The organism is Pseudomonas sputi, assembly GCF_021603585.1.
Lineage (GTDB): Bacteria > Pseudomonadota > Gammaproteobacteria > Pseudomonadales > Pseudomonadaceae > Aquipseudomonas > Aquipseudomonas sputi.
Genome location: NZ_BQHI01000012.1, coordinates 13,450 through 39,672 on the forward strand (window position 1 = coordinate 13,450; position 26,223 = coordinate 39,672).

30 protein-coding genes and 1 tRNA gene are annotated in these 26,223 nt (G+C 59.0%); 18 read left to right on the forward strand and 13 right to left on the reverse strand.

Annotation, left to right across the window (positions count from 1 at the left end):
• Positions 1–2 precede the first annotated feature (2 nt).
• The 4 genes from L6D81_RS17405 (at position 3) to L6D81_RS17420 (ending at position 2,584) form a co-directional block, all read left to right on the forward strand.
• Positions 3–629: a cytochrome o ubiquinol oxidase subunit III gene (locus tag L6D81_RS17405; protein ID WP_007956720.1), complete on the forward strand. Its 627-nt coding sequence runs from the start codon at positions 3–5 to the stop codon at positions 627–629.
• Positions 629–964 (forward strand): cytochrome o ubiquinol oxidase subunit IV, encoded by a 336-nt coding sequence (cyoD, locus tag L6D81_RS17410; protein WP_011335842.1) that lies wholly within the window; start codon positions 629–631, stop codon positions 962–964. Before L6D81_RS17405 ends, cyoD begins: the two co-directional genes overlap by 1 nt.
• A 10-nt stretch (positions 965–974) precedes the next feature.
• A complete protein-coding gene (gene cyoE, locus L6D81_RS17415) occupies positions 975–1,862 on the forward strand; it encodes a heme o synthase (protein WP_039765651.1) in 888 nt (295 codons plus the stop codon).
• A 230-nt stretch (positions 1,863–2,092) separates the two neighbouring features.
• Positions 2,093–2,584, forward strand: a complete 492-nt coding sequence (locus L6D81_RS17420; RefSeq protein ID WP_007956714.1) for a RidA family protein — start codon at positions 2,093–2,095, stop codon at positions 2,582–2,584.
• 69 nt (positions 2,585–2,653) lie between these two features.
• On the opposite strand, the gene L6D81_RS17425 is transcribed toward L6D81_RS17420, so the two are convergent.
• The 6 genes from L6D81_RS17425 to L6D81_RS17450 form a co-directional block, all read right to left on the reverse strand.
• Entirely contained in the window at positions 2,654–3,358 is a 705-nt protein-coding gene (locus tag L6D81_RS17425; protein ID WP_236181213.1) for a hypothetical protein, read from the reverse strand.
• 173 nt (positions 3,359–3,531) lie between these two features.
• Positions 3,532–4,035, reverse strand: a complete 504-nt coding sequence (locus L6D81_RS17430; RefSeq protein ID WP_236181214.1) for a hypothetical protein — start codon at positions 4,033–4,035, stop codon at positions 3,532–3,534.
• Between the two features lie 23 nt (positions 4,036–4,058).
• Complete coding sequence (locus L6D81_RS17435) at positions 4,059–5,186, reverse strand: alginate O-acetyltransferase AlgX-related protein (RefSeq protein WP_236181215.1); 1,128 nt, start codon at positions 5,184–5,186, stop codon at positions 4,059–4,061.
• A gap of 10 nt (positions 5,187–5,196) precedes the next feature.
• A complete protein-coding gene (locus tag L6D81_RS17440; protein WP_236181216.1) occupies positions 5,197–6,678 on the reverse strand; it encodes an MBOAT family O-acyltransferase in 1,482 nt (493 codons plus the stop codon).
• 184 nt (positions 6,679–6,862) lie between these two features.
• A complete protein-coding gene (locus tag L6D81_RS17445) occupies positions 6,863–7,267 on the reverse strand; it encodes a GNAT family N-acetyltransferase (RefSeq protein ID WP_236181217.1) in 405 nt (134 codons plus the stop codon).
• 45 nt (positions 7,268–7,312) lie between these two features.
• Positions 7,313–8,218: a LysR family transcriptional regulator gene (locus L6D81_RS17450; protein ID WP_236181218.1), complete on the reverse strand. Its 906-nt coding sequence runs from the start codon at positions 8,216–8,218 to the stop codon at positions 7,313–7,315.
• Between the two features lie 102 nt (positions 8,219–8,320).
• Here L6D81_RS17450 and L6D81_RS17455 point away from each other — a divergent pair, with 102 nt between their 5' ends.
• Positions 8,321–9,493 (forward strand): aspartate aminotransferase family protein, encoded by a 1,173-nt coding sequence (locus L6D81_RS17455; RefSeq protein WP_236181219.1) that lies wholly within the window; start codon positions 8,321–8,323, stop codon positions 9,491–9,493.
• 53 nt (positions 9,494–9,546) lie between these two features.
• On the opposite strand, the gene L6D81_RS17460 is transcribed toward L6D81_RS17455, so the two are convergent.
• The 3 genes from L6D81_RS17460 to L6D81_RS17470 all read right to left on the reverse strand — a co-directional run bounded on the left by L6D81_RS17460 (position 9,547) and on the right by L6D81_RS17470 (position 12,769).
• Positions 9,547–11,466 (reverse strand): alkaline phosphatase D family protein, encoded by a 1,920-nt coding sequence (locus tag L6D81_RS17460; RefSeq protein WP_236181220.1) that lies wholly within the window; start codon positions 11,464–11,466, stop codon positions 9,547–9,549.
• Between the two features lie 71 nt (positions 11,467–11,537).
• Entirely contained in the window at positions 11,538–12,284 is a 747-nt protein-coding gene (locus L6D81_RS17465) for a hypothetical protein (protein ID WP_236181221.1), read from the reverse strand.
• 110 nt (positions 12,285–12,394) lie between these two features.
• Positions 12,395–12,769 (reverse strand): hypothetical protein, encoded by a 375-nt coding sequence (locus L6D81_RS17470; RefSeq protein WP_236181222.1) that lies wholly within the window; start codon positions 12,767–12,769, stop codon positions 12,395–12,397.
• 120 nt (positions 12,770–12,889) lie between these two features.
• Between L6D81_RS17470 and L6D81_RS17475 the strand changes: the two genes are divergently transcribed.
• Positions 12,890–13,639 (forward strand): hypothetical protein, encoded by a 750-nt coding sequence (locus tag L6D81_RS17475; RefSeq protein WP_236181223.1) that lies wholly within the window; start codon positions 12,890–12,892, stop codon positions 13,637–13,639.
• A gap of 24 nt (positions 13,640–13,663) precedes the next feature.
• Here the strand turns inward: L6D81_RS17475 and L6D81_RS17480 are convergent, their stop codons facing one another.
• The 3 genes from L6D81_RS17480 to L6D81_RS17490 form a co-directional block, all read right to left on the reverse strand.
• Positions 13,664–14,029, reverse strand: coding sequence for a hypothetical protein (locus tag L6D81_RS17480; protein ID WP_236181224.1), 366 nt, complete (start codon positions 14,027–14,029; stop codon positions 13,664–13,666).
• A gap of 110 nt (positions 14,030–14,139) precedes the next feature.
• Entirely contained in the window at positions 14,140–14,469 is a 330-nt protein-coding gene (locus L6D81_RS17485; RefSeq protein WP_039765674.1) for a hypothetical protein, read from the reverse strand.
• A 93-nt stretch (positions 14,470–14,562) separates the two neighbouring features.
• Positions 14,563–14,647 (reverse strand) — tRNA-Leu (locus L6D81_RS17490).
• Positions 14,648–14,755: 108 nt separating this feature from the next.
• Here L6D81_RS17490 and queA point away from each other — a divergent pair.
• The 6 genes from queA to L6D81_RS17520 all read left to right on the forward strand — a co-directional run bounded on the left by queA (position 14,756) and on the right by L6D81_RS17520 (position 20,839).
• A complete protein-coding gene (queA, locus tag L6D81_RS17495; protein WP_134020471.1) occupies positions 14,756–15,805 on the forward strand; it encodes a tRNA preQ1(34) S-adenosylmethionine ribosyltransferase-isomerase QueA in 1,050 nt (349 codons plus the stop codon).
• Between the two features lie 14 nt (positions 15,806–15,819).
• Positions 15,820–16,935, forward strand: a complete 1,116-nt coding sequence (tgt, locus tag L6D81_RS17500) for a tRNA guanosine(34) transglycosylase Tgt (RefSeq protein ID WP_236181310.1) — start codon at positions 15,820–15,822, stop codon at positions 16,933–16,935.
• Positions 16,936–16,978: 43 nt separating this feature from the next.
• The gene (gene yajC, locus L6D81_RS17505) at positions 16,979–17,314 is read left to right on the forward strand and encodes a preprotein translocase subunit YajC (RefSeq protein ID WP_007956696.1); all 336 of its coding nucleotides are present in this window, start codon (positions 16,979–16,981) and stop codon (positions 17,312–17,314) included.
• A gap of 64 nt (positions 17,315–17,378) precedes the next feature.
• On the forward strand, positions 17,379–19,250 hold the full coding sequence (gene secD, locus L6D81_RS17510) for a protein translocase subunit SecD (protein ID WP_236181225.1): 1,872 nt from the start codon (positions 17,379–17,381) through the stop codon (positions 19,248–19,250).
• A gap of 9 nt (positions 19,251–19,259) precedes the next feature.
• Positions 19,260–20,174: a protein translocase subunit SecF gene (gene secF / locus L6D81_RS17515; RefSeq protein WP_236181226.1), complete on the forward strand. Its 915-nt coding sequence runs from the start codon at positions 19,260–19,262 to the stop codon at positions 20,172–20,174.
• A gap of 116 nt (positions 20,175–20,290) precedes the next feature.
• Positions 20,291–20,839 (forward strand): glycine zipper 2TM domain-containing protein, encoded by a 549-nt coding sequence (locus tag L6D81_RS17520; RefSeq protein WP_039765699.1) that lies wholly within the window; start codon positions 20,291–20,293, stop codon positions 20,837–20,839.
• A 96-nt stretch (positions 20,840–20,935) separates the two neighbouring features.
• Here L6D81_RS17520 and suhB read toward each other — a convergent pair whose 3' ends face one another.
• Entirely contained in the window at positions 20,936–21,754 is an 819-nt protein-coding gene (gene suhB / locus L6D81_RS17525) for a type III secretion system regulator SuhB (protein WP_007941397.1), read from the reverse strand.
• Between the two features lie 145 nt (positions 21,755–21,899).
• On the opposite strand from suhB, the gene trmJ reads away from it, so the two are divergent.
• The 6 genes from trmJ to iscA all read left to right on the forward strand — a co-directional run bounded on the left by trmJ (position 21,900) and on the right by iscA (position 26,220).
• A complete protein-coding gene (trmJ, locus tag L6D81_RS17530) occupies positions 21,900–22,670 on the forward strand; it encodes a tRNA (cytosine(32)/uridine(32)-2'-O)-methyltransferase TrmJ (RefSeq protein ID WP_236181227.1) in 771 nt (256 codons plus the stop codon).
• A 2-nt stretch (positions 22,671–22,672) separates the two neighbouring features.
• The gene (cysE, locus tag L6D81_RS17535) at positions 22,673–23,449 is read left to right on the forward strand and encodes a serine O-acetyltransferase (RefSeq protein WP_085699842.1); all 777 of its coding nucleotides are present in this window, start codon (positions 22,673–22,675) and stop codon (positions 23,447–23,449) included.
• A gap of 168 nt (positions 23,450–23,617) precedes the next feature.
• Positions 23,618–24,109, forward strand: coding sequence for a Fe-S cluster assembly transcriptional regulator IscR (gene iscR / locus L6D81_RS17540; RefSeq protein ID WP_007956690.1), 492 nt, complete (start codon positions 23,618–23,620; stop codon positions 24,107–24,109).
• Positions 24,110–24,159: 50 nt separating this feature from the next.
• Positions 24,160–25,374: an IscS subfamily cysteine desulfurase gene (locus L6D81_RS17545; RefSeq protein ID WP_064599246.1), complete on the forward strand. Its 1,215-nt coding sequence runs from the start codon at positions 24,160–24,162 to the stop codon at positions 25,372–25,374.
• Positions 25,375–25,475: 101 nt separating this feature from the next.
• Entirely contained in the window at positions 25,476–25,862 is a 387-nt protein-coding gene (gene iscU / locus L6D81_RS17550; RefSeq protein ID WP_003227907.1) for a Fe-S cluster assembly scaffold IscU, read from the forward strand.
• 34 nt (positions 25,863–25,896) lie between these two features.
• A complete protein-coding gene (gene iscA, locus L6D81_RS17555; protein ID WP_003227904.1) occupies positions 25,897–26,220 on the forward strand; it encodes an iron-sulfur cluster assembly protein IscA in 324 nt (107 codons plus the stop codon).
• Positions 26,221–26,223: the final 3 nt, after the last annotated feature.

Sequence of the window (26,223 nt, forward strand, 5' to 3'; positions counted from 1 at the left end):
CAATGTCGAACTTAGTGACCAATGCTGGACACGCCCATGGTCATGACCATGGGCACGATGACCATCACCACGACTCGGGCGAGATGACCGTATACGGTTTCTGGCTCTACCTGATGACCGACTGCATTCTGTTTGCGTCGATCTTCGCGGTGTACGCGGTACTGGTAAACAACGTCGCCGGTGGCCCGTCGGGCCACGACATCTTCGAACTGCCATACGTGCTGGGCGAAACCGCTCTGCTGCTGTTCAGTTCGATCACCTACGGCTTCGCCATGCTGGCGCTGTACAAAGGTAAGAAACAGCAGGTTCTGGGCTGGTTGTTCATGACCTTCCTGCTCGGCGCAGGCTTCATCGCCATGGAGATCAACGAGTTCCACCTGCTGATCTCCGAGGGCTTCGGTCCTAGCCGTTCGGGCTTCCTGTCGGCGTTCTTCACGCTGGTCGGTACCCACGGCCTGCACGTGTCCGCCGGTCTGATCTGGATGGGCATCATGATGTACCAGGTCAACAAGCACGGCCTGACGGCGACCAACAAGACCCGTCTGAGCTGCCTGAGCCTGTTCTGGCACTTCCTGGACGTGGTGTGGATCTGCGTATTCACCGTTGTTTACCTGATGGGGACCCTGTAATGGCTAATGCACACTCCCATGACAGCCATGATGCTGGCCACGGCAGCGTTAAGTCGTACGCCATCGGCTTCATCCTGTCGGTAATCCTGACCGTCATCCCGTTCGGCCTGGTGATGTACCCAACCCTGCCGAAGTCGACGACGCTGGCAATCGTCCTGTTGTTCGCCGTGATCCAGGTGATCGTTCACCTGTATTACTTCCTGCACCTGGACCGTTCCATCGCTCAACGTAACAACGTGATTGCGTTCGTCTTTACGGCCATCGTGATCGTGCTGCTGGTCGGTCTGTCGCTGTGGATCATGTTCAGCATCCACACCTACATGATGGCGAAGTGAGGTAAACCCGATGTCGCTCAAGCACTTTATCCAAATCACCAAACCGGGGATCATTTTCGGTAACGTGCTTTCTGTGGCAGGCGGGTTCTTCCTGGCCTCGAAAGGGCATGTCGATCTGGCCGTGTTTCTGGCAGCCATGATCGGCACTTCCCTGGTCGTGGCCTCCGGTTGCGTGTTCAACAACTGCATCGACCGCGACATCGACCTGAAGATGGAACGCACCAAGAACCGGGTGCTGGTCCAGGGCTTGATCTCCCTGAAACTGGCCCTGGTCTATGCGACCGTCTTGGGTGTCGCCGGCGTTGCATTGCTGTACAAGGTGGCCAACCCGTTGGCTGCGTTGTTCGCCGTGATCGGCTTCATCATCTACGTCGGCTTCTACAGCCTGTACCTCAAGCGCAAGTCGGTTCACGGCACGCTGGTGGGCAGTCTGTCGGGCGCCATGCCGCCGGTGATCGGTTACGTGGCCGTGACCAACAGCTTCGACATGGCCGCGCTGACCCTGCTGGTGATGTTCAGCCTGTGGCAGATGCCGCATTCCTACGCCATCGCGATCTTCCGCTTCAACGATTACTTGGCCGCATCGATTCCGGTGCTGCCAGTGAAGCGCGGGATCCAGGTGGCCAAGAAGCACATCCTGTTCTACATCCTGGCCTTCCTCGTGGCGACCTTGATGCTGACCTTCAGCGGTTACGCCGGCATGAGCTACCTCGCCGTCGCCGCGGCCATGGGCATGTACTGGCTGTACATGGCCTGGACCGGCTACAAGGCGGTGGATGACACAGTCTGGGCACGCAAGCTGTTCGTGTTCTCGATCTTCACCATCACCGCGCTGAGCGTCATGATGTCCCTGGACTTCAAGGTGCCGACCGAGTTGCTGCTGACGTACGCGCCGTAAGGTTCGAACGTTGTACGAAAAACCCCGTTCATCGAGAGATGAGCGGGGTTTTTTGTTGCTCGTATGATGGAGAAACGACGTCCTTTGTCGCGAACAGACGCTTTCCCAAAAGGGTACGGTATTCAGCCATTCCCCCGAAACGACTAGCTAGAAATCGACAGGTTGCGGTCGATTGGCAAAAGCCCTAGATTCGGATCCAACTACATGCATCGATCAAGAGGCTGGGCGAAATGACTGAGAGGATGACCTGCGACGAGCGCTTCATTGCCCTGGCAAAAGAGCTGAATTACGACATCAATGGCGAAAACACGGTGGGCGGCAATTACGCGCCGTTGATCCGTCATCACGATGAGATCTACATCAGCGGCATGGTGCCGCGCACCGAAGGCAAGATTCAGTATCCGGGGCGGGTGGGGCAGGAGCTGACGCTCAAGGATGCGCAGGCCGCGGCGAGTATCAGCGCGATGCGCTGTCTGGCCTTTATCGTCGATGCGGTCGGCTCGCTGGACAAGGTCAGGTCGTTGTTGCGGGTCACGGTGTACGTGAAGTCCACGCCGGATTTCGTTGACCTCAGCGAAGTCGCCAACGGCGCGTCGGATGTATTCAGTTATGTATTGGGCGATGTCGGGCGTCACACCCGCACCACTGTCGGCGTCTATCAGTTGCCGAAAAACGCGGCCATCGAAGTCGACATGATTGCCGCCGTGCATCCCTCGGCATAACCGCCGATCTGCGTCCAGCAAAAAGCCCCGCCTGAATGTCAGTGCGGGGCTTTTTCGTCAGCGCCGGTATTACTGGGCGGCGATGCTGTAACCGTCGAACGCGGTCTGCTGTTGCAGCGCGGTGATGATGTTCTTGCGGTTGATCGCGTGCTCGGTGCCGGCGTTGTCGAGGAAGGTTTCGCCTTCGATTTCCGCCTCATCGCCTTCGCCGACGAAGGTGAAGCCGAGGAATTCCAGCGCCTCGCGATCCACGCTCAGGCGCGAACGCGGTGTGCGCATGGGCAGGGTCACGCTGATGCCGTCCTTGCTGATGCTGAACACTTCGACGTCTTTCTTGGCGCGTGCGGCCTTGCTCTTGCCGCCGCTCGGGTTGCTGATCGCCTGATGGGTCTGGTTCAGCACCTTGAGGGCCAGGCCGTAAACGATTTCCTGGAACGCCGGATCGTCCTTGAAGCTGGACAGGATGCGGCTGATCGGGAATTTGCTGCTGAGGTCTTCGAGGGCGGCAATGTCGGCGGCTTCGGCGTCCTTCAAACGCTTGAGTTCACCCATCAGCTCGTAGGCCTGGTCATCATCGAAGCGGTCGTGGGCCTGACGGATCGCGGCGCGCAGTTCGCGGATCTGATCGCTCTCGCGGCTCGACTGGAATGCGTCCAGCACCATCTCGCTGATGATCTTCGCCTGTGGGAGGTGTTGTGAAAGATTGATGGAGTTTTCGTATTCCGCTTTGGACGACAGAGTGACTACGGATTCAGCGGTGTTGAAATCGGACATTGAAATTTCACTACTTTTTTAACTTGAGATGAGACGAGAAAGCGCTGGGGGCTTTTTCAGGCCGACTAATTTAGGGGAGCGCGGCGGCGTTGTCACGGAGCAAGGGGCCGGCGGTGCCGATTATTTATCCGGATGATTTGTGTTGAGCAATCTGGCACCGCGCGTGCCTTGGCTCATTCATTGACGACAGCGTTCTCCGGTAGTCGCCGGGACGCCAGAGCACGCAGTGTCCAGTAGAGCTTCAACGAGCGGGTGCTGATCAGGCCGCCCAGGAACCCCGAAATAATCGACTTGAGCAACAGCAGGTCCGGGGACGCGGAACGCTCCGGATGCACGTCATGCTGATAATTGAAGTAGTAGTTCGCAGAAAAGAACATCAGGTACATGATCAGGATTTTTACCGTGCCCGGCATGATCAGCCCTGTCGCAGAGTCGTCGAGCACCACGCCCCGCCGGGAGAACACCAGCCAGGCCGAGAGACCGCCCAGCAACAGCGCGCCGAGCCAGATGCTGAAAAACAAGGCCGGGTTGATCGACAGGTTCAGGGAGTACAGCGACCACGCCAAAAACGCCGGGGGGGTTATCAGCATCGAGGCACGGCTCTCACGGCGGGGAGAGAACGCCTTGATGCCGAAATAAACCAGCAGCAGAAAAATCAGGTAAACCCCCGAACTCAAGGCAAACGTATCTGCCTGTTTGGCTAGTTGGTCACTGCTGTATCAACGTTGGCGATGGGAGGGTCCGATCGGAAAAAATCACCGCGAATATCACGCTCGACACTGGTGATGAACACATAGTCCGGTCGAAATCGTTCAACGAGGGCGACAAATGCGTCGGGTTTGAGCGGCAAGTAATACACGTGCAGCGTCTCGGTGAAGGTCGCGGTCATCAAGGGAGTCATGGCTGTGCCAAACGAATCACGTAGCCAAAGCACTTTTTTCGAGTTCAAGGCTTGCGGGGAACTGACCAGAAGGGGCGACGCCGGGGATGCGATACCGATGTTCTGACCCGAGAAGGTCATTTCACCGGAGTTGAAGTCATGGTGTTCGACCGGCAGCGAGTACTCGTCGCGGAAGTTGAGCAGGACTTCATTGTCGCTCAGCGACTCCTGGATCCGTAGAAAGTGCGCGAGGTCGCCGCCAGCGCGCTTGTGAGTGGTCAGGGTCAGGGGTTCCCGGGCCCGTGGCCAGGTCAACCGAGCCTGGGTTTTATCCAGGCTCTTGCGTAACTCATCGAAGGCAATCCAGGCTCCGGCGTTGTTCCAGTGCGTGTCGGTCTGGTAGTAGAGCGGATGAGCGAACTGTAGTTTGGCCTGTACCACCGCCTTTGTGGGGTCGACATAAATATTGCCCCGGGCGTGGCGCAGTAGCACGTCGGTTGGTCTGGGGCTTGTGTGTGACGACCATTCCGGAAGGTATTCCGGATATACGGAGTCTTTGTCCGGGCCTATGACAATGCGAAAGGCAGTTACGCCTTTGCTGCTTAGCCACTGATCCCAGGACTCCACGGATCGGGCGACTCTTTCGATGATTTGCGTTTCTTTCTGGTCAACACCTGCGCGTTTTACAGAAATCTTGTCGGCATATTCATCGCCGAGAAACAGCCAGCCTTCCTTTCCGATGATGACCTTGCCCGGATGAATCGATATCCCCATGGGATAGATCAGTTTGCTGATGAACGCATGAAACAGATCCATGTTGTACAGCACCTTGACCTTCCACCACTTCACCTCGCTCTGTGTCGTAAACACCTGGTACAGATTGATGGTCGGAACAGTGCACATGATCAATGCAGTCAGGGTGAGTGCCGCATATAAATGTTTTTTCACAGGCGAGCCCCTAGAAGTTGAAGTAGAGGAAAACGGGGCTTTTGCTTTGCACGCCGGCGTACAGCGAAAGACAAAACAGCGTGGACATGGCGAGGGTCTTCGCCTTTCCAAAATCAGTGTGAACGGTGAGTTCGAAAGCGTTTTTACGGCGGATGATCAACAGCGCGACGGCAATCATCAATGTCGGTGCAAGGTTGGCCGTCAGGCCTGTAGGAAGGGTTTCGAGCAAACGATCGGAAAGCGTCCCACCCCAGGCAAGGTTGGCAGTCGGGACGGCGTTTACGGAGAGCTGATGGATCGAATCGAAATCAACCATTGCGCGCAATAGGCGCAGTGCATCGCCAACGGAATCGGCTCTGAAGAACACCCACGTGATGTTCACGAACATGAACGTGACAAACCATGCGACAGGGGCGGGTAGCGACAGGCCACCTTGTTTCCAGATCCGGTGCATGACAATGGCGCCGCCATGCAATGCTCCCCAGATGATGAACATCCAGCTCGCACCGTGCCAGAGCCCGCCGAGAACGAAAGTCACCATTAGATTGAAATACAAACGTTGCCGGCCGCACCGGTTACCGCCCAGTGGTACATATAGGTAGTCGCGAAGATAACGGCTCAACGTCATGTGCCAGCGCCGCCAGAAGTCCTGGATGTCCAGTGCCTTGTAAGGTGAGTTGAAGTTCAGCGGCAGCCATATGTTGAACAGCAATGCGGTGCCTATTGCCATGTCGCAGTAGCCGCTGAAGTCGAAATAGAGCTGGAAGGTATAGGAAAGGCTGGTCGTCCACGCGCTGAAAAAATCATGACTGACACCCTGAACGAACCCGGCATCCGCCCAAATGGCAAAGGTATCGGCGATCATGACTTTCTTGAACAGGCCGATACTGAAAATGAACAGGCCCATGACCACGTTTCTGTGACGAATGACGAGCGTCCAGCGTGACTGGAACTGACTCATCATTTCTTTATGGTGAAGAATTGGCCCCGCGATCAGGTGAGGGAAGAACGTTACGAACAGCGCGTAGTTGACGAAGCTGTACTCCTTCGCAAGATTTTTGTAGCAGTCCACCAGAAAGGCGATTTGCGTAAAGGTGTAGAAGCTGATGCCTAGAGGCAAAATGACCTGATAGAAAAACAAATCGGTGCCGAGCGCCGAGTTGATGTTGTCGACCAGGAAGTTGGTGTATTTGAAATATCCGAGCAAGGCCAGGTCAGTGGCTATTCCAATCCCCAGAATGGCCCTTTTCGACAGGCCTGACGGCAGATTGTTGTCGGGCGCTGCGAGGGTTTTTCCGACAATGAAGTTGAAGCAGATGGAGAACATGAGCAAGGGAATGTAAGCGACGCTCCAGCGCCCATAGAAAACCAGACTGGCAATGACAAGCCAGACTTTTCCAGCCGTGACCAGCCGCTGACGATTCAGGAAGAAGTACACAAAAAAGACAATGGGCAGGTAGATCAGGAAGAACTTGGGTGAGCTGAAGGTCATGAGGGGCCTTGAATGCGTCCGCGCTTTCAGAAGTCGGCGGATTGTATTCAGGCTCGATGAGTGTGCGAATGCCGAAAATGCAGGTCGAGACGGTTCCTACGGATATCTCGGAAATGGCATTCAAGTTGTTGAGTAATTAAACAAACGCAATGAACGATCAGCGTTTAAGCGTCGATCACGCAGGCTATTTCAGCCGCAAACGCTCCATCGCAATCATCGACGTTTCAAACCCCAGGCTGGCGAAAAACGCTTCCGCACCTTCGCGCCCGGCACGCAGGACCCAGGTAATGTCGCGGTTATCGCCCATCACATGCTCGACCAGCGCCCGCCCGATGCCCGCGCGCCGATGTTGCCCGTCGACCACGACCATCGACAGGTAACCGTTGGACAAGCCATCGGTAATGCCACGGGCGAAACCCACAATCTGCTGGCTGCTCAATGCCACAGCGGTGCGCTGAGAGTTCTGAACAAGCTGTGCGAAATGTTCGGCGGTGCCGGTGCGATGGCCCCAGCCGTGTCGTTTCAGGAACTGCCTTGCCGTCTCCACTTCCGTGGGCAGGAGGTCGCGTATTGAGATGTCTTTGTTCATTCGTTGATTCCGTCCCTGGTGTATGTCCAACAGTGGTTGCGTTGCTTACGGTCTGCCCCACATCTGCATGGCGAACTCGACGAAGCGGCGCAGTTTCGGCAGCCGATAGCGATCTGGCGCGTAGAGCAGATGCATCGGGCGGTTCGGTGGCTGGTAGTCCGGCATCACGACGACCAGTCGGCCGTCGCGCAGGTCCTGTTCCACCAGCGCGTCCGGCAGCATCACGATGCCCATGCCGGTGCGCGCGGCCTGATGCAGGCCGGCGGAGCTGTTGATCAACATTGGGCCTTTGACGTCGACCATGATTTCGCCGTCCGGGCCGCTGAGGCGCCACTGCTTTTCCACCGATTGCCAGTCATCGCCGGCGGGGTAGGCGAAGGACAGGCAGTCGTGCTGGCGCAGGTCTTCAGGCGTGAGCGGCATGCCGCGTCGGGCCACGTATTCCGGGGAGGCGCAGACGGTCAGGGTGTAGTCGATCAGGGGGCGCGCGATCAGGTTGGACTGGTCGAAGTGGCCCAACCGGAAGGCCACGTCGAGACCGCTTTCCAGCAGATCCGGACGGCGGTTGGTCAGGATCACGTCGAGTTTGACCTGCGGACATTGCAGGGAAAACTCACTGAGCGCCGGGGCCAGGCGTTCGACGCCAAAGGTCAGCGGCGCGGTAACCCGCAGGATGCCGCGCGGTTCATCCAGCGTCTGCTCGGCGAGGCGTTCGGAGTCGGCGACCAGACCGAGCACTTCCAGGCAGCGCTGGTAGTAAACGCTGCCGAACTCGGTCAGCCGCTGGCGGCGGGTGGTGCGTTGCACCAGTTGCACGCCGAGCCGTTGCTCCAGCGCCCGCAGGTGATTGCCCACCATGGTCGTGGACATTTCGCACTGCAGCGCGGCCGCCGTCATGCTGCCGGACTCCACAACCTTGACGTACACGCTCATCGACTGGAACAGATCCATTATCAAGCCCGGCTTTTAAATGATTGAAGTTTTGCCGAGTTTATCCAGTTCAGGTGGATAACCATACTGCCAGCACCTCTCACCTCGCTGGAGTTTGCCGACATGACCGCCGCCCTGATGAACACCTATCAACCGCTGGACTTGAGCTTCACCAAAGGCCTGGGCACCCGACTCTGGGATCAGGCGGGCCGCGAGTATCTGGACGCGGTGGCGGGCGTGGCGGTGACCAATGTCGGCCACTCGCACCCGCGCATCGTGTCGGCAATCAGCGAGCAGGCGGGCTTGCTGCTGCACACCTCCAATCTCTACAGCATCGACTGGCAACGGTCGCTGGCGCAGAAGCTGACGCGGCTGTCGGGGATGGAGCGGGCGTTCTTCAACAACTCCGGTGCCGAGGCCAACGAAACAGCGCTGAAACTGGCGCGCCTATACGGCTGGCGCAAAGGCATCGAACAGCCGCTGGTGGTGGTGATGGCCAACGCATTTCATGGTCGTACCCTCGGCACCTTGTCCGCCAGCGATGGCCCGGCGGTGCGCCTGGGTTTCAATGAGTTGCCCGGGGATTTCGTCAAGGTTCCGTTCGGCGATCTTCAGGCGCTGGAGCAAGTGCAGCGCAAGCATGGCCAGCGGATCGTGGCGATTCTGGTCGAGCCGATCCAGGGCGAAAGCGGCGTGCAACTGGCACCGCCCGGCTACCTCAAAGCCCTGCGCGAATTGTGCAATCGCCACGCCTGGCTGCTGATGCTCGACGAAATCCAGACCGGCATCGGCCGCACCGGTCGCTGGTTTGCATTCCAGCACGAAGGCATCGTTCCCGACGTCATGACCCTCGCCAAGGGCCTGGGCAACGGCGTGCCAATCGGCGCCTGCCTGGCACGGGGCCGGGCGGCGGATCTGTTCACCCCCGGTAGCCACGGCAGCACCTTCGGCGGCAATCCACTGGCGTGTCGGGTGGGGTGCACCGTGCTCGAGATCATTGAGGAACAAGGCCTGCTGGAAAATGCCAGGGTCCAGGGCGAGCGCCTACTGAGCCGCTTGCGCGCAGAGCTGGCGGACAATCCGAATGTGTTGGCGATTCGTGGGCAAGGGCTGATGATCGGCATCGAGCTCAAACAGCCGATCCGCGACCTGACATTGATTGCCGCGCGTGATCATGGACTGCTGATCAACGTCACGCGCGGCAAGACGATCCGGCTGCTGCCGCCGCTGACGATTGATGAGCGGGAGGTGGGGATGATTGTCAGAGGGGTGGCGCGAGCGCTGGGCGAGAGCTGATTTTCCCGCTTGCGCCTGAAATGGCTGCCGTTTTTTCGGCAGCCATTTTTTGCTTAATCAGGATAATCCGACAAATCCGGCGCCAGCATCCGGGTCTTCGGTGCGCCATTCGAGTTGTGCTGGATGATGTCGTTCGGCTGTCCCTGTTGATTGAAAAACACCTGACCGATTCCCGCCGAATTCCACAACCGTTCGCCCGCTTCGGCGTGCTCGGGCACGTACGGCACGATGCGCATGCGGCGGCGTTTGGTCAGCCAGTTGAGCGGCGAGCGCGGTGAGTAGAGCCAGCGGTTGAGACGGTCGAACCACTCCAGCAGGGTCGGCGGGAATTCGTTTTTGATGCCGCTGCTGGTGATCTGCCAGATGCGCGGGCCGGCCTTGCGGTGTCGGATCAGGACTTCGTAGACGAAGGAATAATGCACGTCGCCTGACAGCACCACATAACTGCCCGGTGTACGCGAGTGTCGGAAAATGTTCAGGATCACCTGGGCGGCGCCGCGATGGGCCATCCAGTTTTCGGCGTCCACCAGCAGTGGATAACCGCACCAACTGAATACTCGCTGCACGGTTTCGATCAGCTTCACGCCGAAGATCGGTGCCGGCGAGACGATGATTGCCGAAGGATGGTCGAGCAGTTCCTGTTGCAGTTCGCTCAGGGCTTCCCAGTCCAGCAAACCCGACGGTTGCTTGAGCGCCATTTCGCTGCGCCAGCGTCGGGTGCGGGTGTCGAGCACCACCAGCGCCGGGCGAGTCGGCAATACGAAATGCCACTGCTGAAAGTGCAGCAGTTCCTCAATCAATCCGTCCTGCACGGGCGCGTCGAGATAGCGGTCGTCACCGCTGGCGCTCAGGCCGCGGGTTTTCTCCAGCACCGCGCTGAATGCATCCGGATTGTTGCCCCAGCCCTGACACAACATGTAGGCGATCAGTGCGTTGCCGATGATGCGTTTGGAGAACGGGTGGCCGTAGGCCGTTTCCTCCCATTGCGCGGACAGGTTCCAGTCGTCGGTGATGTCGTGGTCATCGAAAATCATCAGGCTCGGCAAGTGCGCCAATGCCCGCGCCACCTGGCCGAGGCCGGCCTTGAACCCGTCGATGCGGGTCTGTTCGAGGGCGTAGCGCTTGAGGCGTTCTGGCGTCAGCGCTGGCGGCTGCGGATTGACCAGTGCCCAGGGCGTTGGCGACCACACCAGCAAATACATGGCCATGACTTCGGCGAACGTCACGAGGTGATTGTCAGCGCTGCTGCTGGTGAAAATTGGCTTGCGCGCACCACCGAAGAAACGGTCGCGCAATGTCTCGTTGCTCTCAAGCGCCGGCAGCAGATCGGCACGGTGATAGTAGCTGGCCGGGTGCTCGTAGAGTTTCGCGCTGTCGCTGACCACCGCACCTTCGAGGTGCTCACCCAACAGACCGAGGCACTCGATCAAGGCATGAATCGCCCGCAACATCGGACCGGCCACATCGTCGGCGTAAACCTGATCACCGCTCATCATCAACAGGGCAGGGCGTTGCTGCGGATCGGTTTCGGCGGCCAGCAACCGATCAACGCAGAGCAGACCGTCGGCAGCCGGATGATGAGGCTTGCGGCAGGAACCGTGGAGCAACTGGTCGATGCGCGAACGCAGGACGAAGTTCGGGCAGGTGGCGTCGTCGTAGAGCAGGTGTGGCGCCCAGTCGGCGATGGGCTGCTGGCCATCGATCAACAGGTCGTAGTCGATGCGAGTGTCACAGGGCAGGGCGGTTTCGAGGGGGACATCGATCAGGTGAACAAACGCCCGGGTACCTACCGGAATGACCGTGCATTTCCCGCTATCGAGAGGAATGTTTCCTACGCCTTGCAGGCGCAAGGTCAACGACAGCTCGCGGCTGCCGACCAGCCAAAACACTACGCGCGTCGGTTCCAGTCGGCGCAGCAGTGGCCCGGCCAGAACGGCAGGTAACGGGCTCAGGTCATCAGGTGTCGGAGGCATCGGGGGAAAAGCTCAAGGCGCACAGGCCGGCGATGATAGCGCAGCCAGCGCCTCGAACCCTTAAACCAGGCTTAAGTGCCGGTTTTTTCCAGCTTCAGCGCGAGCAGGCGCCATTCGGCCGGCGTCGCGTCGACACGTGGCTGTTCCTGTACGGAGCAGTCGAAGCGGTACGTCACATCGTCGCCATTCATGTTTCGCGCGGTGACGGTGTTGCTGAAGGAGTAAACCTGATCCTTGAAGCGCTGCGGCGTGAGGCTTTTACTGTCGGCAAACCGGGCAGATGCGGGGAAGCGCAAGGTGCTGGTCACGAACGGGCTGCACATGACATACGCGAGCATCGATTTGTCGCCTTGGGCGTCGGCGCGCAGTTTTTTGCTCAGCGCCGTCAGGGCCTTGCGCCCCTGATCGTCACTCTGATCGATCACGGTTTGCACCGACAGCGTCTTCGGTGCGCGACTGGCGTAGTTCGGCAGCAATGCGGAATCCGCTGGAGAGGGCTTGTTGTCCGGCTCGATCGCGGCAAACGCCGGCGCGTCTTTCAGCACGGCGGGGCTGGCAAGCGCCTCGGCTTCCGGCAGCAACGAGGTCGGCTCGGCTTGCTGCTGTGCCACGACGTTTTCAGTCTGCGCGGCTTCGTAGCGATGCGCCGACGGGAACAGTGAAAAGGTGATCGCCAACACCACCATCGAAACAATGAAACCGCCTGCTACACCGACCAGGTTGGCGTAAAACAGATTCCAGCTACCGCGGTTTTTCACCACCCAGCGCCACATCAAACCCCAGGCCGCGACAAATGCCAGAAAACGCAGAAACTCCATTCGATCCTTTCCTTAAACCTGCAAAAACCTGAAAACAGTGCGTCGCGCAGAATGAGTTCTGACGATGGGCGGCAAGATACCAAAATGGAAGTCTGACGCCACGAAGACATTTACATACCGATCTTGGGTGGATCGATGATTGCAAAAAATATGATCGACGTTATGCACGCCACCATGCCGCAAACGGCGGCCTGAAGTTGACGCATGAAGGGGTGTTCAGCCTGCGAGCGACGGGCCACCAGCATCCAGACACCTACCAGCGCGGCCACCATTGTCATTATTTCCAGCAATGTGCCCATGACGCCGTAAATCGGCGGTCGGCTTGATCCGAACAGGCCAATACAAAGCTCGCTGATCACCACGCCCACCACCATGCCGCTGGCTGCGCCCAGCACATTGGCGAGGAGTAGATTCCACGCGCCGCGATGCCGGACGACCCACACCCACATGCCGGCCCACGCCATTAAAGCAAACACACCATCCATCGAATTCATCCTTTTGAATCAGTCGCGCTGCATGCCTTCGATACGCTGGGCGACAGTGGACGGCAAGATAGCAAAATAGTAGCTTCGCGCCACTTTCCTGATTCCTGTAATGGACTACTCATGTCAAAAGTCGCCCCTGTTTTGCGTCTGCTATGTGCAATCACTTTCGCCAGCGCCATGACCCCGGCATTCGCCGCGTGGAAAGAGCATCCGGAAAACAGCTGGAAGTATTACCTCGCCAATTGTCAGCGCATGCAGGAAAAAATCGCCGACGTCCAAAGCGGGCGCGTGCCCGGCGCCTTTGAGGTGATGGGCGATCTGGAGAACAGCCAGGGGAGCATGAATGAGCACCGCCCAAACCTGCCTCCCCAATACCTCGCCTCCGGGGAGTTCGCTCAATGCGAAAACGTGGCGGCCGAGGCCGATGCGATGATCGCCCGTGGCAAAGCCGAGTTCGCCGACAGAATGAACCAGGCCGCCGAGCAAGGCCGGATCGCCCACCAGAACTCCCCCGAATACCAACGCGCCCGTTCACTCGGCTACAGCGATGTCGGCGAAATCTCGTTCCTCAAACTCCACGAAGACATGGACGGTGAAGCGCGCCTGAAAACCATGCTGATTACCGTCGATGAAGTCTGCGGCCAATACTTTCGCGCCACGCAATATGTGAAGCCGTATGTGATCTACACCGTGCGGCCGTCGGATGGCGGGTGTGGTGAGGAAAAGCGCGTGGCGATCGTCGGCGGCAGGTCGGTGGAGAAGGGCGATTACATCGATGAGCGGGGCGAGTTTCAGTATGTGGGCTGGAAGAAAATTGTCGGTGCGGATGGGTTTGCGACGGATATTCGGGTGCTGAAGGCTCGGCGCTGACTGCAAAACAGCCACGCCGTCCAGTCACGAGTGGGGGAAAAAAATCACCGCCAGAAACATCAGGGTCGCCATGCCAGCGACCAGGCCACACACCGCGCCGAGCAACTGACGTGCAACCGGATGTTCGGGTTGGCGACGATTGGCAATCCACAGCCATACCCCCGCCAGAACGCCCGCGCTGGTGATGAACACCACCAGACTGCGATTCAGGTTGGGTGTCGCCATCGACGTACCAATGACGGCGTCGTAAATCAGCGTGAACACAATGCCGGTAACCACGCCACTTCCGGCGCCGGCAAGGTTGGCCAGCAACAGGTTCCACTCACCCCGTTGCCTCACCACCCATAGCCAGGTCCCAGCCATTACCAGCAAGCACAACACAGCATCCATTTTGGTTTATTCCCGAGTGCGCGATAACAGAGGCGGTTGACAGGCCTCTGGCGAGTGGGCGGCAAGATATCAAAATAGAAGCTTTGCGCCACTTTCTTCATCTGCGTAGCTTAAAGAATGTCCTTCAAATAACCCTTGAGCGCGAGGAGCGGCTGATCCAGTTGCTCCAACGATTGCGCCTGGCGGAAGTCGGTCGACAACTTGTGCAGTTCCCGCCCCAACGGTTTCTCGACGCCACCCAAGGCATCCATCGCCAGCGCCAGGCACTCGTTCATCTTGAACTGGATCGTCTCGACATCACCCCGGCGCACCAGCAATTCGAACACGTCTTTCTGATAGTCGCCCATGACCATGTCATCGCGCAGAATCGGGCTCAGGCCTTCTTCCTCGTAGGCGAGTTTGAGAGAGAACAGGGCGACGGTTTCCAGTGACGTTTCCATGCGGTGAACCTGTGTGGGATCTCGCCGTAGGGCCCGCGGCACTTTCCGGCAGACGAAAAAAAAGGCCTTGCTAAGCAAGACCTTTTCTAATTTTGGTGCCCCGAGGGAGACTCGAACTCCCACTCCTTTCGAAAACGGATTTTGAATCCGCCGCGTCTACCAATTCCGCCATCAGGGCTCAATGGCGGCGAAGTATAGAGAGGTGCCTACCGTTGGTCAATCACGTTTCATGGTCAATTTTCGATATTTCCGCTAGACTTTCCGGCCCTGCTAGACGAACCCCATCATGCGCGTTGCTGACTTTACCTTCGAGCTTCCTGATTCGCTGATTGCCCGCCATCCCTTGGCCGAGCGTCGCGGTAGTCGCCTGTTGACCCTGGATGGGGTCAGCGGCGCCCTGGCACACCGTCAATTCACTGATTTGCTTGAGCATTTGCGCCCGGGCGATCTGATGGTGTTCAACAATACCCGGGTGATTCCGGCGCGCCTGTTCGGGCAGAAGGAGTCCGGCGGCAAGCTGGAAATCCTCATCGAACGCGTGCTCGATACCCACCGCGTGCTGGCCCATGTGCGTTCCAGCAAGTCGCCGAAACCGGGTTCGAAGATCCTGATCGACGGCGGCGGTGAAGCCGAGATGCTGGCGCGTCACGATGCGCTGTTCGAACTGGGGTTTGCCGAAGAAGTGCTGCCGCTGCTCGATCGTGTCGGGCATATGCCGTTGCCTCCTTATATAGATCGCCCGGACGAAGGTTCGGATCGCGAGCGCTATCAGACCGTGTATGCCGAGAAACTCGGCGCGGTGGCGGCGCCGACCGCCGGGCTGCATTTCGATCAGACGCTGATGGAAGCGATCGCCGCCAAGGGCGTCGAGACGGCGTTCGTCACGCTGCACGTCGGCGCCGGCACGTTCCAGCCAGTGCGCGTGGAGAAGATCGAAGATCACCACATGCACACTGAATGGCTGGAGGTCGGTCAGGACGTGGTCGACGCCGTCGCCGCTTGCCGTGAGCGTGGTGGTCGAGTCATCGCGGTCGGCACCACCAGCGTGCGTTCGCTGGAAAGCGCCGCCCGCGATGGCGTGCTCAAGCCGTTCAGCGGCGACACCGACATCTTTATCTACCCGGGCCGGCCGTTCCACGTGGTCGACGCGCTGGTCACCAATTTCCATTTGCCCGAGTCCACGCTGTTGATGCTGGTCTCGGCGTTCGCCGGTTATCCGGAAACCATGGCCGCCTACAAAGCCGCGGTCGATAACGGATACCGCTTTTTCAGCTACGGTGATGCGATGTTCATCACCCGTAATCCCGCGCCGCGCGGCCCAGAGGAAACAGTATGAGTCGCACCTGTCGTATGTCTTTCGAGTTGCTTGCCACCGATGGCAAGGCTCGTCGTGGTCGTCTGACCTTTCTTCGTGGCACCGTCGAGACGCCAGCCTTCATGCCGGTGGGCACCTACGGCACGGTCAAGGGCATGTTGCCGCGTGACATCGTCGCCACCGGCGCGGAGATCATTCTGGGCAACACCTTCCACCTGTGGCTGCGCCCGGGCACCGAAGTGATCAAGGAGCACGGCGACCTGCACGATTTCATGCAGTGGAAAGGCCCGATCCTGACCGACTCCGGCGGTTTCCAGGTGTTCAGCCTCGGCGCCATGCGCAAGATCAAGGAGGAGGGCGTGACCTTCGCCTCCCCGGTCGACGGTTCGAAAGTGTTCATGGGCCCGGAAGAATCGATGCAGGTCCAGCGCGACCTGGGTTCGGACATCGTGATGATCTTCGACGAATGCACGCCGTACCCGGCTGACGAAGACGTTGCCCGTGTGTCCATGGAGCTGTCGCTGCGCTGGGCCCAGCGTTCGAAGAATGCCCATGGCGACAACACCGCGGCATTGTTCGGCATCGTTCAGGGCGGCATGCACCAGGACCTGCGCATGCGCTCGCTGGAAGGCCTGGACAAGATCGGTTTCGACGGCCTGGCCATCGGCGGTCTGTCGGTGGGCGAGCCCAAGCACGAAATGATCAAGGTGCTGGACTACCTGCCGGGCATGATGCCGGCTGACAAACCTCGTTACCTTATGGGCGTTGGCAAACCGGAAGATCTGGTTGAGGGTGTGCGCCGCGGTGTGGACATGTTCGATTGCGTGATGCCAACCCGTAATGCCCGCAACGGGCATCTGTTCATTGATACAGGCGTGCTGAAGATCCGTAACGCGTTCCATCGCCATGATGATTCGCCGCTGGATCCGACCTGCGATTGCTATACCTGCCAGAACTTCTCCCGCGCTTATCTGCATCATCTGGACAAGTGCGGCGAAATGCTCGGCAGCATGCTCAATACCATCCACAATTTGCGCCATTATCAGGTGCTGATGGCTGGTTTGCGCGAGGCTATTCAACAGGGTACATTGGCCGCCTTTGTCGATGCCTTCTACGCCAAACGCGGGCTTCCCGTTCCGCCTTTGGACTGAGTTTTCTGACCCCAAGATTCAACATTTGCAACTGGAGTGCTAAATGAGCTTTTTTATCTCTAACGCCATGGCTGACGCGGCTGCACCGGCTGCAGCACCTATGGGCGGCGGCTTCGAGTGGATTTTCCTGGTCGGCTTCCTGGTCATCTTCTATCTGATGATCTGGCGTCCACAGGCCAAGCGTGCCAAAGAGCAGAAGAACCTGCTGAGCAGCCTGCAGAAGGGCGACGAAGTGGTCACCACCGGCGGCATCGCCGGCAAGATCACCAAAGTGGCCGATGACTTCGTGGTTCTGGAAGTTTCCGACACCGTGGAAATGAAATTCCAGAAGGGCGCCATCGCCGCCACGCTGCCAAAAGGCACGCTGAAAGCGATCTAAGGTTCCAACTTCTACTCAATCGACGGGGCGCGCAAGGCGCCCCGCGTTCATAACGGGCGGCGTGATGCTGAACAAATATCCTCTGTGGAAATACATTCTGATCCTGGCGGTGCTGGCGATCGGTCTGATTTATTCCGCTCCGAATCTATACCCCGATGACCCGGCCATTCAGATCAGTGGCGCCAGCACGGCCCTGCAGGTCAATCAGGCCGATCTGGATCGCGTAAGCACCGCGCTCAAGGAATCCGGGATCAACGTCAAGGCCTCGAGCCTGGCTGCGAACGGCAAGGGCGGTCTGATCCGTTTGACCAAGGCTGAAGACCAGCTGCCGGCCAAGGATGTTGTCCGCAAGGCATTGGGTGATGACTACGTCGTCGCGCTGAACCTGGCACAAACCACCCCGCAATGGTTGCGCAACCTGGCTGCGCACCCGATGAAGCTGGGTCTCGACTTGTCCGGTGGTGTGCACTTCCTGCTGGAAGTGGATATGGACAAAGCCCTCGACGCCCGCCTGAAAGTCTACGAAGGCGACGTCAAGAGCCTGTTGCGCAAAGAGAAACTGCGCTATCGCAGCCTGCCGCAACTCAATGGTGCCATTCAACTGGGCTTCAGCGATGCTGACTCCCGTGAACAGGCCCGTGCGCTGATCCGCAAGAATTTCAACGATTTCGACATTGTTCCGGCCGACCTCAACGGTCAACCGGTGCTGCGTCTGGCGATGACCCCGGCCAAGCTGGCGGAAATCCGTGAATACTCCATCAAGCAGAACCTGACCACGGTACGTAACCGCGTCAACGAGCTGGGTGTTGCCGAACCGATCGTCCAGCGTCAGGGTGCCAACCGTATCGTGGTTGAGCTGCCGGGCGTGCAGGACACTGCCGAAGCCAAGCGTATCCTCGGCAAGACGGCTAACCTGGAGTTCCGTCTGGCCGCCGAGCCGGGTGCTTCGAAAGCCACTTCCGAAACTTTCGAGTTCCGTGAAGGCAACCGTCCTCCGGCGCAGATCGAGCGTGGCTTGATCATCACCGGTGACCAGGTGACTGACGCCAAGGCCGGTTTTGATTCGCAGCACGGTACACCTGAAGTGAACATCCGACTGGATGGTCACGGTGGCGATCTGATGAACCGCGCGACCCGCAGTAACGTCGGTCGCAGCATGGCGGTGATCTTCATCGAACAGCGCCCGGTCACTACTTACGTCAAGCAAGTGGTCGACGGCGTCGAGAAAGACGTTCCGGTGCAGACGTTCAAGGAAGAGAAGAAAATCATCAGCCTGGCGACCATTCAGTCGCCGCTGGGTGCGCAGTTCCGTATCACCGGCCTGAACGGCCAGGGCGAGTCGTCCGAACTGGCGCTGCTGCTGCGTGCCGGTGGTCTGGCTGCGCCGATGTACTTCGCTGAAGAACGCACCATCGGCCCGAGCCTGGGTGCGGACAACATCACCAAGGGTATCGATGCATCGCTGTGGGGCATGCTGTTCGTCTCGCTGTTCATCATCGCCATCTACCGTTTCTTCGGCCTGATCGCCACCGTGGCTCTGGCAGTGAACATGGTGCTGCTGCTGGCGCTGATGTCGCTGCTGGGTGCCACGCTGACGCTGCCGGGTATCGCCGGTATTGTGTTGACCATGGGTATGGCGGTCGACGCCAACGTACTGATTTTCTCGCGGATTCGTGAAGAGATCGCCGCCGGCATGACCGTGCAACGTGCAATCAACGAAGGCTTCGGCCGGGCATTCACCGCGATTCTCGACGCCAACCTGACCACCTTGCTGGTCGGCGGCATCCTCTTCGCCATGGGCACCGGCCCGGTGAAGGGCTTTGCAGTGACCATGTCCCTCGGGATCTTTACCTCGATGTTCACGGCCATTATGGTGACCCGCGCAATGGTCAACCTGATCTTTGGCGGACGTGACTTCAAGAAGTTGTGGATTTAAGGGGCTGCCATGTTACGTACAATCAACTTCATGGGCGTTCGCAACTTTGCGTTCGGCGTCACCGTATTCCTGACCTTGCTGGCAATCTTCAGCGTGTTCCACAAGGGCATGAACTGGGGTCTGGACTTTACCGGCGGTACGCTCATCGAGCTGACCTACGAGCGTCCGGCCGATGTCACCAAGGTACGTGAACAACTGGTTTCTTCCGGTTATCACGAAGCCGTCGTTCAGAGCTTCGGCGCGACCACCGATCTGCTGGTGCGTATGCCGGGTGAAGACCCGCAATTGGGCCATCAGGTTGCAGAAGCGCTGCAAAAGGTCGGCGGCGATAACCCCGCTACCGTCAAGCGTGTCGAGTTCGTCGGTCCGCAGGTCGGTGAGGAGCTGCGTGACCAGGGCGGCCTCGGCATGTTGCTGGCGCTCGGCGGCATTCTGATCTACCTGGCTTTCCGTTTTCAGTGGAAGTTTGCGGTCGGTGCCATCGTGTCGCTGATCCACGACGTGATCGTGACCATCGGTATCCTGTCGTTTTTCCAGGTCACTTTCGACCTGACGGTGTTGGCAGCGGTGCTGGCGATCATCGGTTACTCGCTCAACGACACGATCGTCGTATTTGACCGGGTGCGTGAGAACTTCCGTGTCCTGCGCAAGGCTTCGCTGATCGAGAACATCAACATCTCGACGACTCAGACTTTGCTGCGGACCATGGCGACGTCGGTCTCCACCCTGCTGGCGATCGCGGCGCTGCTGTTCTTCGGTGGCGATAACCTGTTCGGCTTCTCCATCGCCCTGTTTATCGGTGTTCTGGCGGGTACCTACTCGTCGATCTACATCGCGAACGTGGTGCTGATCTGGCTGAACCTGACTACTGAAGATCTGATTCCGCCGGCCAACACCGAGAAGGAAGTCGACGACCGTCCATAACGGCGCTTTTCCAGCGGTCAGACAAAAAAGACGCGAGTTGAACTCGCGTCTTTTTTTTTGCTCCAAGGCTGGGAGAAGCGCGGGCGCGTCCCGCATGTGACGGTCAGGAGGTTCATGTGAACAAGTCAATGCTGGTTGGTGCGGTATTGGGTGCTGTCGGTGTGACTGCCGGGGGTGCTGTTGCCACCTACAGCCTGGTAAAAAGCGGCCCTGAGTATGCGCAGGTACTAGCCGTCGAGCCGGTCAAGACACAGATCAAGACTCCACGTGAAGTATGCAAGGATGTGACGGTGACCCGGCAGGCGCCGGTGAAAGATCAACACCAGATCGCCGGTACGGTGGTCGGTGCATTGGCGGGTGGTTTGCTGGGTAACCAGATCGGCGGCGGCACCGGCAAGAAGATTGCCACGGTGGCCGGTGCGGTCGGTGGTGGTTACGCCGGTAACAAGGTTCAGGAGGGTATGCAGGAGCGTGATACCTACACCACGACTCAGACTCGCTGTAACACGGTGAATGACATCAGCGACAAGGTCGTGGGCTATGACGTCCGGTATTCACTGGATGGCAAGGAGGGCAAGGTGCGGATGGATCGTGATCCAGGCAATCAGATCCCGGTCGACAAGGAAGGCAAGCTGATCCTGTCGCAGAACGAGCCGGGTCAGTGAATAGTTGATGGCTATAAGAGAGGCACCCTTCGGGGTGCTTTTTCATGCCCATAAAAAAACACCCCGAAGGGTGTTTTTTTTGGTTTCGCGAAACGCTTAGCGCTTCAGCGAGGCTGGCAGGTGCGGCTGGATCGCCGTCAGGACTGCCTTGAAGCATTTGGTGTTGCCGGCAACGACGTGGCCTTTTTCAAGGAAGTCGTGGCCGCCGGTGAAGTCGCTCACCAGGCCGCCCGCTTCCTGAATCAGCAGGGCGCCAGCGGCCATGTCCCACTCGGACAGACCCGACTCCCAGAACGCGTCGAAACGGCCGGCGGCCACGTAAGCCAGGTCCAGGCTCGCCGAGCCGGCGCGGCGGATGCCGGCAGTCTGGCCCACCAGGGCGCGGAACATGCCCAGGTAGTTATCGAGGTTGTCCATCTGGTCATCGCGGAACGGGAAGCCGGTACCCAGCAGGGCGCCGTCCAGGCTGGTGCGACCGCTGACACGCAGGCGGCGACCGTTCAGTTGAGCGCCGCGACCACGGCTGGCGGTGAATTCTTCCTGGCGAACCGGATCCAGAACAACGGCGTGTTCCAGGCGGCCACGGTATTTGCAGGCAATGCTGACGGCGAAGTGAGGAATGCCGCGCAGGAAGTTGGTGGTGCCGTCCAGTGGATCGATGATCCACAGGTATTCTTCGCCTTCGATGCCGGTGCCGGCGTGCAGGCCGGTCTCTTCACCCATGATCGAGTGATTCGGATAAGCCTTGCGCAGGGCGTCGATGATTTTCTGTTCGGCGGCGCGATCGACCTCGGATACGTAATCCTTGGCGTCTTTTTCGTCGACCTTGATGGTATCCAGGCGCTCGATGGAGCGGAAGATCAGTTCACTGGCGCTGCGGGCGGCGCGCAGCGCGATATTCAGCATGGGCTGCATGGATGTGTCACCTAAGGTTGTTAAAGAAAGCCGCGCATTCTATCAGAAACTTTCTTCAGGTGAAGGTCGCTGTTCGCTTTCATAGCTTAACGGTAGGCTGTTCTGTAAGATTTGCACCCCTTTGCCGAGTCCGAGAGCGCCCGCCGTGCTGCAAAATATTCGTGTCGTCCTGGTCAATACCAGCCATCCGGGAAACGTCGGCGGGACCGCGCGCGCCATGAAAAACATGGGCCTGTCGCGTCTGGTGCTGGTTGATCCACGCGTCTTTCCGCATCACGAAGCCGATGCCCGCGCTTCGGGTGCCGGTGACATCCTTGAAAACGCGCAAGTCGTCGCCACCTTGGAAGACGCCCTGGTCGGTTGCAACCTTGTGCTCGGCACCAGTGCCCGTGACCGGCGGATTCCCTGGCCATTGCTGGATCCGCGCGAATGCGGAACCAAAGTGGTCGAGGAGGCAGCGCAGGGCGCGGAAATCGCACTGGTGTTCGGTCGTGAAGACTCCGGCCTGACCAATGACGAGTTGCAGCGATGTCACTATCACGTGCACATCCCCTCCGATCCTGAGTTCAGCTCGCTGAACCTTGGGGCGGCGGTGCAGGTGTTGAGTTATGAAGTGCGCATGGCCTGGCTGGCTGCGCAAGGCCAGCCGAGCAAGATCGAGAAAGAAGAAGTGGCCTCGGTGAAAAGCGCCGAACTGGCGACCATGGATGAACTGGAGCGGTTCTATGAACACCTGGAACAGACCCTGGTAGCCATCGAATTCCTCGATCCGGAAAAGCCGCGGCACTTGATGGCGCGCCTGCGCCGGTTGTACGGACGCAGCTCGGTCAGCCGGGCGGAAATGAATATTTTGCGTGGCATCCTCACGGAAACCCAGAAAGCGGCCCGTGGCGAGCTCCTTAAGCGGAAGGATTAATGATGTTCGAGCGTTTGCGTGAAGATATCCAGAGCGTATTCCACCGAGACCCGGCGGCGCGTAACGCTTTTGAAGTCCTGACCTGCTACCCCGGCATGCATGCAATCTGGATTCATCGACTGGCCGGCATGCTCTGGCGCAACGATCTGAAATGGCTGGCGCGGCTGGTGTCGAACTTCGGTCGCTGGCTGACCGGGATCGAGATCCATCCGGGCGCCAAGGTCGGTCGGCGCTTCTTCATCGACCACGGCATGGGCATCGTGATCGGCGAAACCGCTGAAATCGGCGATGACGTGACGATCTATCAGGGCGTGACCCTTGGCGGCACCAGTTGGAACAAGGGCAAGCGTCACCCGACGCTGGGCGATGGCGTTGTGGTGGGGGCGGGTGCGAAAGTGCTCGGACCGTTCACTGTTGGCGCCGGCGCAAAGGTCGGTTCCAACGCCGTGGTCACCAAGGAAGTGCCTCCGGGCGCCACTGTGGTGGGGATTCCGGGGCGGATCATCGTCAAGTCCGATGACGAGGTCGACGCCAAGCGCAAGGCGATGGCTGAGAAGATCGGTTTCGATGCCTATGGCGTCAGTGAAGACATGCCCGACCCGGTGGCACGTGCCATCGGCCAGTTGCTCGACCATCTGCAGGCGGTGGACGGGCGGCTGGAAGGAATGTGTGGCGCACTGAAGGATCTGGGCAGCAATTACTGTGCGAAAGATCTGCCCGAGCTGCGTGAAGAAGACTTCGCCTGCGTCAAGGGCAAGGACGAATCCAAGCTTCACTGATGCACTTGCAGGGCTGCTGCCGACCGGTGTGCCATTAGGCCGCAGACCCTGCTATCATTCGCGCGCTCTTTTGCGGGTAAACCCGACTAAAGCACTAGGTCTTATAGTTGACTTAAATGCTCGGGAATTGCATACTCCCGCCCATTCCGAACTCCGTGGTAATTGTCCATGCGACTGACTACAAAAGGCCGATACGCCGTGACCGCCATGCTTGACCTGGCGTTGCACGCGCAACACGGGCCGGTGTCCCTGGCCGATATCTCCGAGCGCCAAGGCATCTCCCTGTCCTATCTCGAACAGCTTTTCGCCAAGCTGCGCCGCAGTAACCTGGTTTCCAGTGTTCGCGGTCCGGGCGGTGGCTACCAGTTGTCCCGCGACATGCAGGGCATCCAGGTGGCTCAGGTGATCGATGCGGTGAACGAATCGGTCGATGCAACAAAATGCCAGGGCCAGGGCGACTGCCACTCCGGTGACACCTGCCTGACCCATCACCTGTGGTGCGATCTGAGCCTGCAGATTCACGAATTTCTCAGCGGTATCAGCTTGGCCGACCTCGTAACTCGCCGTGAGGTGCAGGAAGTGGCCCAGCGTCAGGATCAGCGTCGTTGCAATGGCAAGGCGCCGCGCCTGGACAAGATTGAAGCGTCCGCCGTCGAATGACAGCCAGAGAGCTAGCGGCACGCCAGCCAGCCTGATTTAGGAGATAGTCCATGAAATTGCCGATTTACCTTGATTACTCTGCGACCACCCCGGTCGATCCGCGCGTTGCGCAAAAAATGAGTGAATGCCTGCTGGTCGACGGAAACTTCGGTAACCCGGCGTCCCGTTCCCACGTGTTCGGCTGGAAAGCCGAAGAGTCCGTCGAAAACGCCCGTCGTCAGGTGGCCGATCTGGTCAACGCCGACCCGCGTGAAATCGTCTGGACCTCCGGTGCCACCGAGTCCGACAACCTGGCAATCAAGGGTGCGGCACATTTCTACGCCTCCAAGGGCAAGCACCTGATCACCTCCAAGATTGAACACAAGGCTGTCCTCGACACCATGCGTCAGCTGGAGCGCGAAGGTTTCGAAGTCACCTACCTCGATCCGACCGAAGATGGCCTGATCACCCCGGCCATGATTGAAGCCGCGCTGCGCGAAGACACCATCCTGGTGTCGGTAATGCACGTGAACAACGAGATCGGCACCGTCAACGACATCGCCGCCATCGGCGAGCTGACCCGTTCCAAAGGCATCCTGTTCCACGTCGACGCCGCTCAGTCCACCGGCAAGGTCGAAATCGACCTGCAGAAACTGAAAGTCGACATGATGTCGTTCTCCGCTCACAAGACCTATGGCCCTAAAGGCATCGGCGCGCTGTACGTCAGCCGCAAGCCGCGTGTGCGCATCGAAGCGACCATGCACGGCGGCGGTCACGAGCGCGGCATGCGTTCCGGCACCCTGGCGACTCACCAGATCGTCGGCATGGGCGAAGCGTTCCGTGTGGCCAAGGAAGACATGGCTGCCGAAAACGTGCGCATCAAGGCGTTGAGCGACCGTTTCTACAAGCAGGTCGAGCACCTGGAAGAGCTGTACGTCAACGGCAGCCTGACCGCCCGCGTTCCGCACAACCTGAACCTGAGCTTCAACTACGTTGAAGGCGAGTCGCTGATCATGGCGCTCAAGGATCTGGCGGTTTCGTCCGGTTCGGCCTGCACCTCGGCGTCGCTTGAGCCTTCGTACGTACTGCGCGCCCTGGGTCGCAACGACGAACTGGCACACAGTTCGATCCGTTTCACCTTCGGTCGCTTCACCACCGAAGAAGAAATCGATTACGCCGCGCAGAAAGTCTGCGAGGCCGTTACCAAGCTGCGCGCTCTGTCGCCGCTGTGGGACATGTACAAAGACGGCGTCGATATCTCGAAGATCGAGTGGGCGGCACACTAAATATAGAAGCCGCCGGATACAGATCCTGTAGCGACGCGGCGGTTTACGCAGCGCAGTTGCAGGGTCTCAAGAGCGGCCCTGATGAGTGAGGATTGAGAATCATGGCTTACAGCGAAAAGGTCATCGACCACTACGAAAATCCGCGTAACGTCGGCAAGATGAATGCCGAAGACCCGGACGTCGGCACCGGCATGGTCGGCGCCCCGGCGTGCGGTGACGTGATGCGTCTGCAGATCAAGGTCAACGATCAGGGCGTTATCGAAGACGCCAAGTTCAAGACCTACGGCTGCGGTTCGGCGATCGCCTCCAGTTCCCTCGCTACCGAGTGGATGAAGGGCAAGACCCTGGACGAAGCTGAAACCATCAAGAACACTCAGCTGGCCGAAGAACTGGCCCTGCCGCCAGTGAAAATCCACTGCTCGGTTCTCGCTGAAGACGCCATCAAGGCGGCTGTTCGCGATTACAAGCAGAAGAAAGGCTTGATCTGACTTTCAAGATTTGGCGACGAGTAAGGAGTCAACGATGGCTATCAGCATGACAGAAGCGGCTGCTCGACACGTGCGGCGCTCCCTCGACGGGCGCGGCAAGGGTGAAGGGATTCGTCTGGGTGTTCGCACCACAGGCTGTTCCGGCCTTGCCTACGTGCTGGAGTTTGTCGACGAGGTGGTTGCAGAAGATCAGGTGTTCGAAAGTCACGGCGAGAAAGTGATCATCGACCCGAAAAGCCTGGCCTACCTCGACGGCACCGAGCTCGATTTCGTCAAGGAAGGGTTGAACGAAGGCTTCAAGTTCAACAACCCCAACGTACGCGGTGAATGTGGCTGCGGCGAAAGCTTCAACATCTGAGGC

Coding starts and splice junctions, on each gene's coding strand:
- L6D81_RS17405 (WP_007956720.1), top strand. CDS start 3: ATGTCGAACTTAGTGACCAATGCTGGACACGCCCATGGTCATGACCAT.
- cyoD (WP_011335842.1), top strand. CDS start 629: ATGGCTAATGCACACTCCCATGACAGCCATGATGCTGGCCACGGCAGC.
- cyoE (WP_039765651.1), top strand. CDS start 975: ATGTCGCTCAAGCACTTTATCCAAATCACCAAACCGGGGATCATTTTC.
- L6D81_RS17420 (WP_007956714.1), top strand. CDS start 2,093: ATGACTGAGAGGATGACCTGCGACGAGCGCTTCATTGCCCTGGCAAAA.
- L6D81_RS17425 (WP_236181213.1), bottom strand. CDS start 3,358: ATGTCCGATTTCAACACCGCTGAATCCGTAGTCACTCTGTCGTCCAAA.
- L6D81_RS17440 (WP_236181216.1), bottom strand. CDS start 6,678: ATGACCTTCAGCTCACCCAAGTTCTTCCTGATCTACCTGCCCATTGTC.
- L6D81_RS17445 (WP_236181217.1), bottom strand. CDS start 7,267: ATGAACAAAGACATCTCAATACGCGACCTCCTGCCCACGGAAGTGGAG.
- L6D81_RS17450 (WP_236181218.1), bottom strand. CDS start 8,218: ATGGATCTGTTCCAGTCGATGAGCGTGTACGTCAAGGTTGTGGAGTCC.
- L6D81_RS17455 (WP_236181219.1), top strand. CDS start 8,321: ATGACCGCCGCCCTGATGAACACCTATCAACCGCTGGACTTGAGCTTC.
- L6D81_RS17460 (WP_236181220.1), bottom strand. CDS start 11,466: ATGCCTCCGACACCTGATGACCTGAGCCCGTTACCTGCCGTTCTGGCC.
- L6D81_RS17465 (WP_236181221.1), bottom strand. CDS start 12,284: ATGGAGTTTCTGCGTTTTCTGGCATTTGTCGCGGCCTGGGGTTTGATG.
- L6D81_RS17470 (WP_236181222.1), bottom strand. CDS start 12,769: ATGGATGGTGTGTTTGCTTTAATGGCGTGGGCCGGCATGTGGGTGTGG.
- L6D81_RS17475 (WP_236181223.1), top strand. CDS start 12,890: ATGTCAAAAGTCGCCCCTGTTTTGCGTCTGCTATGTGCAATCACTTTC.
- L6D81_RS17480 (WP_236181224.1), bottom strand. CDS start 14,029: ATGGATGCTGTGTTGTGCTTGCTGGTAATGGCTGGGACCTGGCTATGG.
- L6D81_RS17485 (WP_039765674.1), bottom strand. CDS start 14,469: ATGGAAACGTCACTGGAAACCGTCGCCCTGTTCTCTCTCAAACTCGCC.
- queA (WP_134020471.1), top strand. CDS start 14,756: ATGCGCGTTGCTGACTTTACCTTCGAGCTTCCTGATTCGCTGATTGCC.
- tgt (WP_236181310.1), top strand. CDS start 15,820: ATGTCTTTCGAGTTGCTTGCCACCGATGGCAAGGCTCGTCGTGGTCGT.
- yajC (WP_007956696.1), top strand. CDS start 16,979: ATGAGCTTTTTTATCTCTAACGCCATGGCTGACGCGGCTGCACCGGCT.
- secD (WP_236181225.1), top strand. CDS start 17,379: ATGCTGAACAAATATCCTCTGTGGAAATACATTCTGATCCTGGCGGTG.
- secF (WP_236181226.1), top strand. CDS start 19,260: ATGTTACGTACAATCAACTTCATGGGCGTTCGCAACTTTGCGTTCGGC.
- suhB (WP_007941397.1), bottom strand. CDS start 21,754: ATGCAGCCCATGCTGAATATCGCGCTGCGCGCCGCCCGCAGCGCCAGT.
- cysE (WP_085699842.1), top strand. CDS start 22,673: ATGTTCGAGCGTTTGCGTGAAGATATCCAGAGCGTATTCCACCGAGAC.
- iscR (WP_007956690.1), top strand. CDS start 23,618: ATGCGACTGACTACAAAAGGCCGATACGCCGTGACCGCCATGCTTGAC.
- L6D81_RS17545 (WP_064599246.1), top strand. CDS start 24,160: ATGAAATTGCCGATTTACCTTGATTACTCTGCGACCACCCCGGTCGAT.
- iscU (WP_003227907.1), top strand. CDS start 25,476: ATGGCTTACAGCGAAAAGGTCATCGACCACTACGAAAATCCGCGTAAC.
- iscA (WP_003227904.1), top strand. CDS start 25,897: ATGGCTATCAGCATGACAGAAGCGGCTGCTCGACACGTGCGGCGCTCC.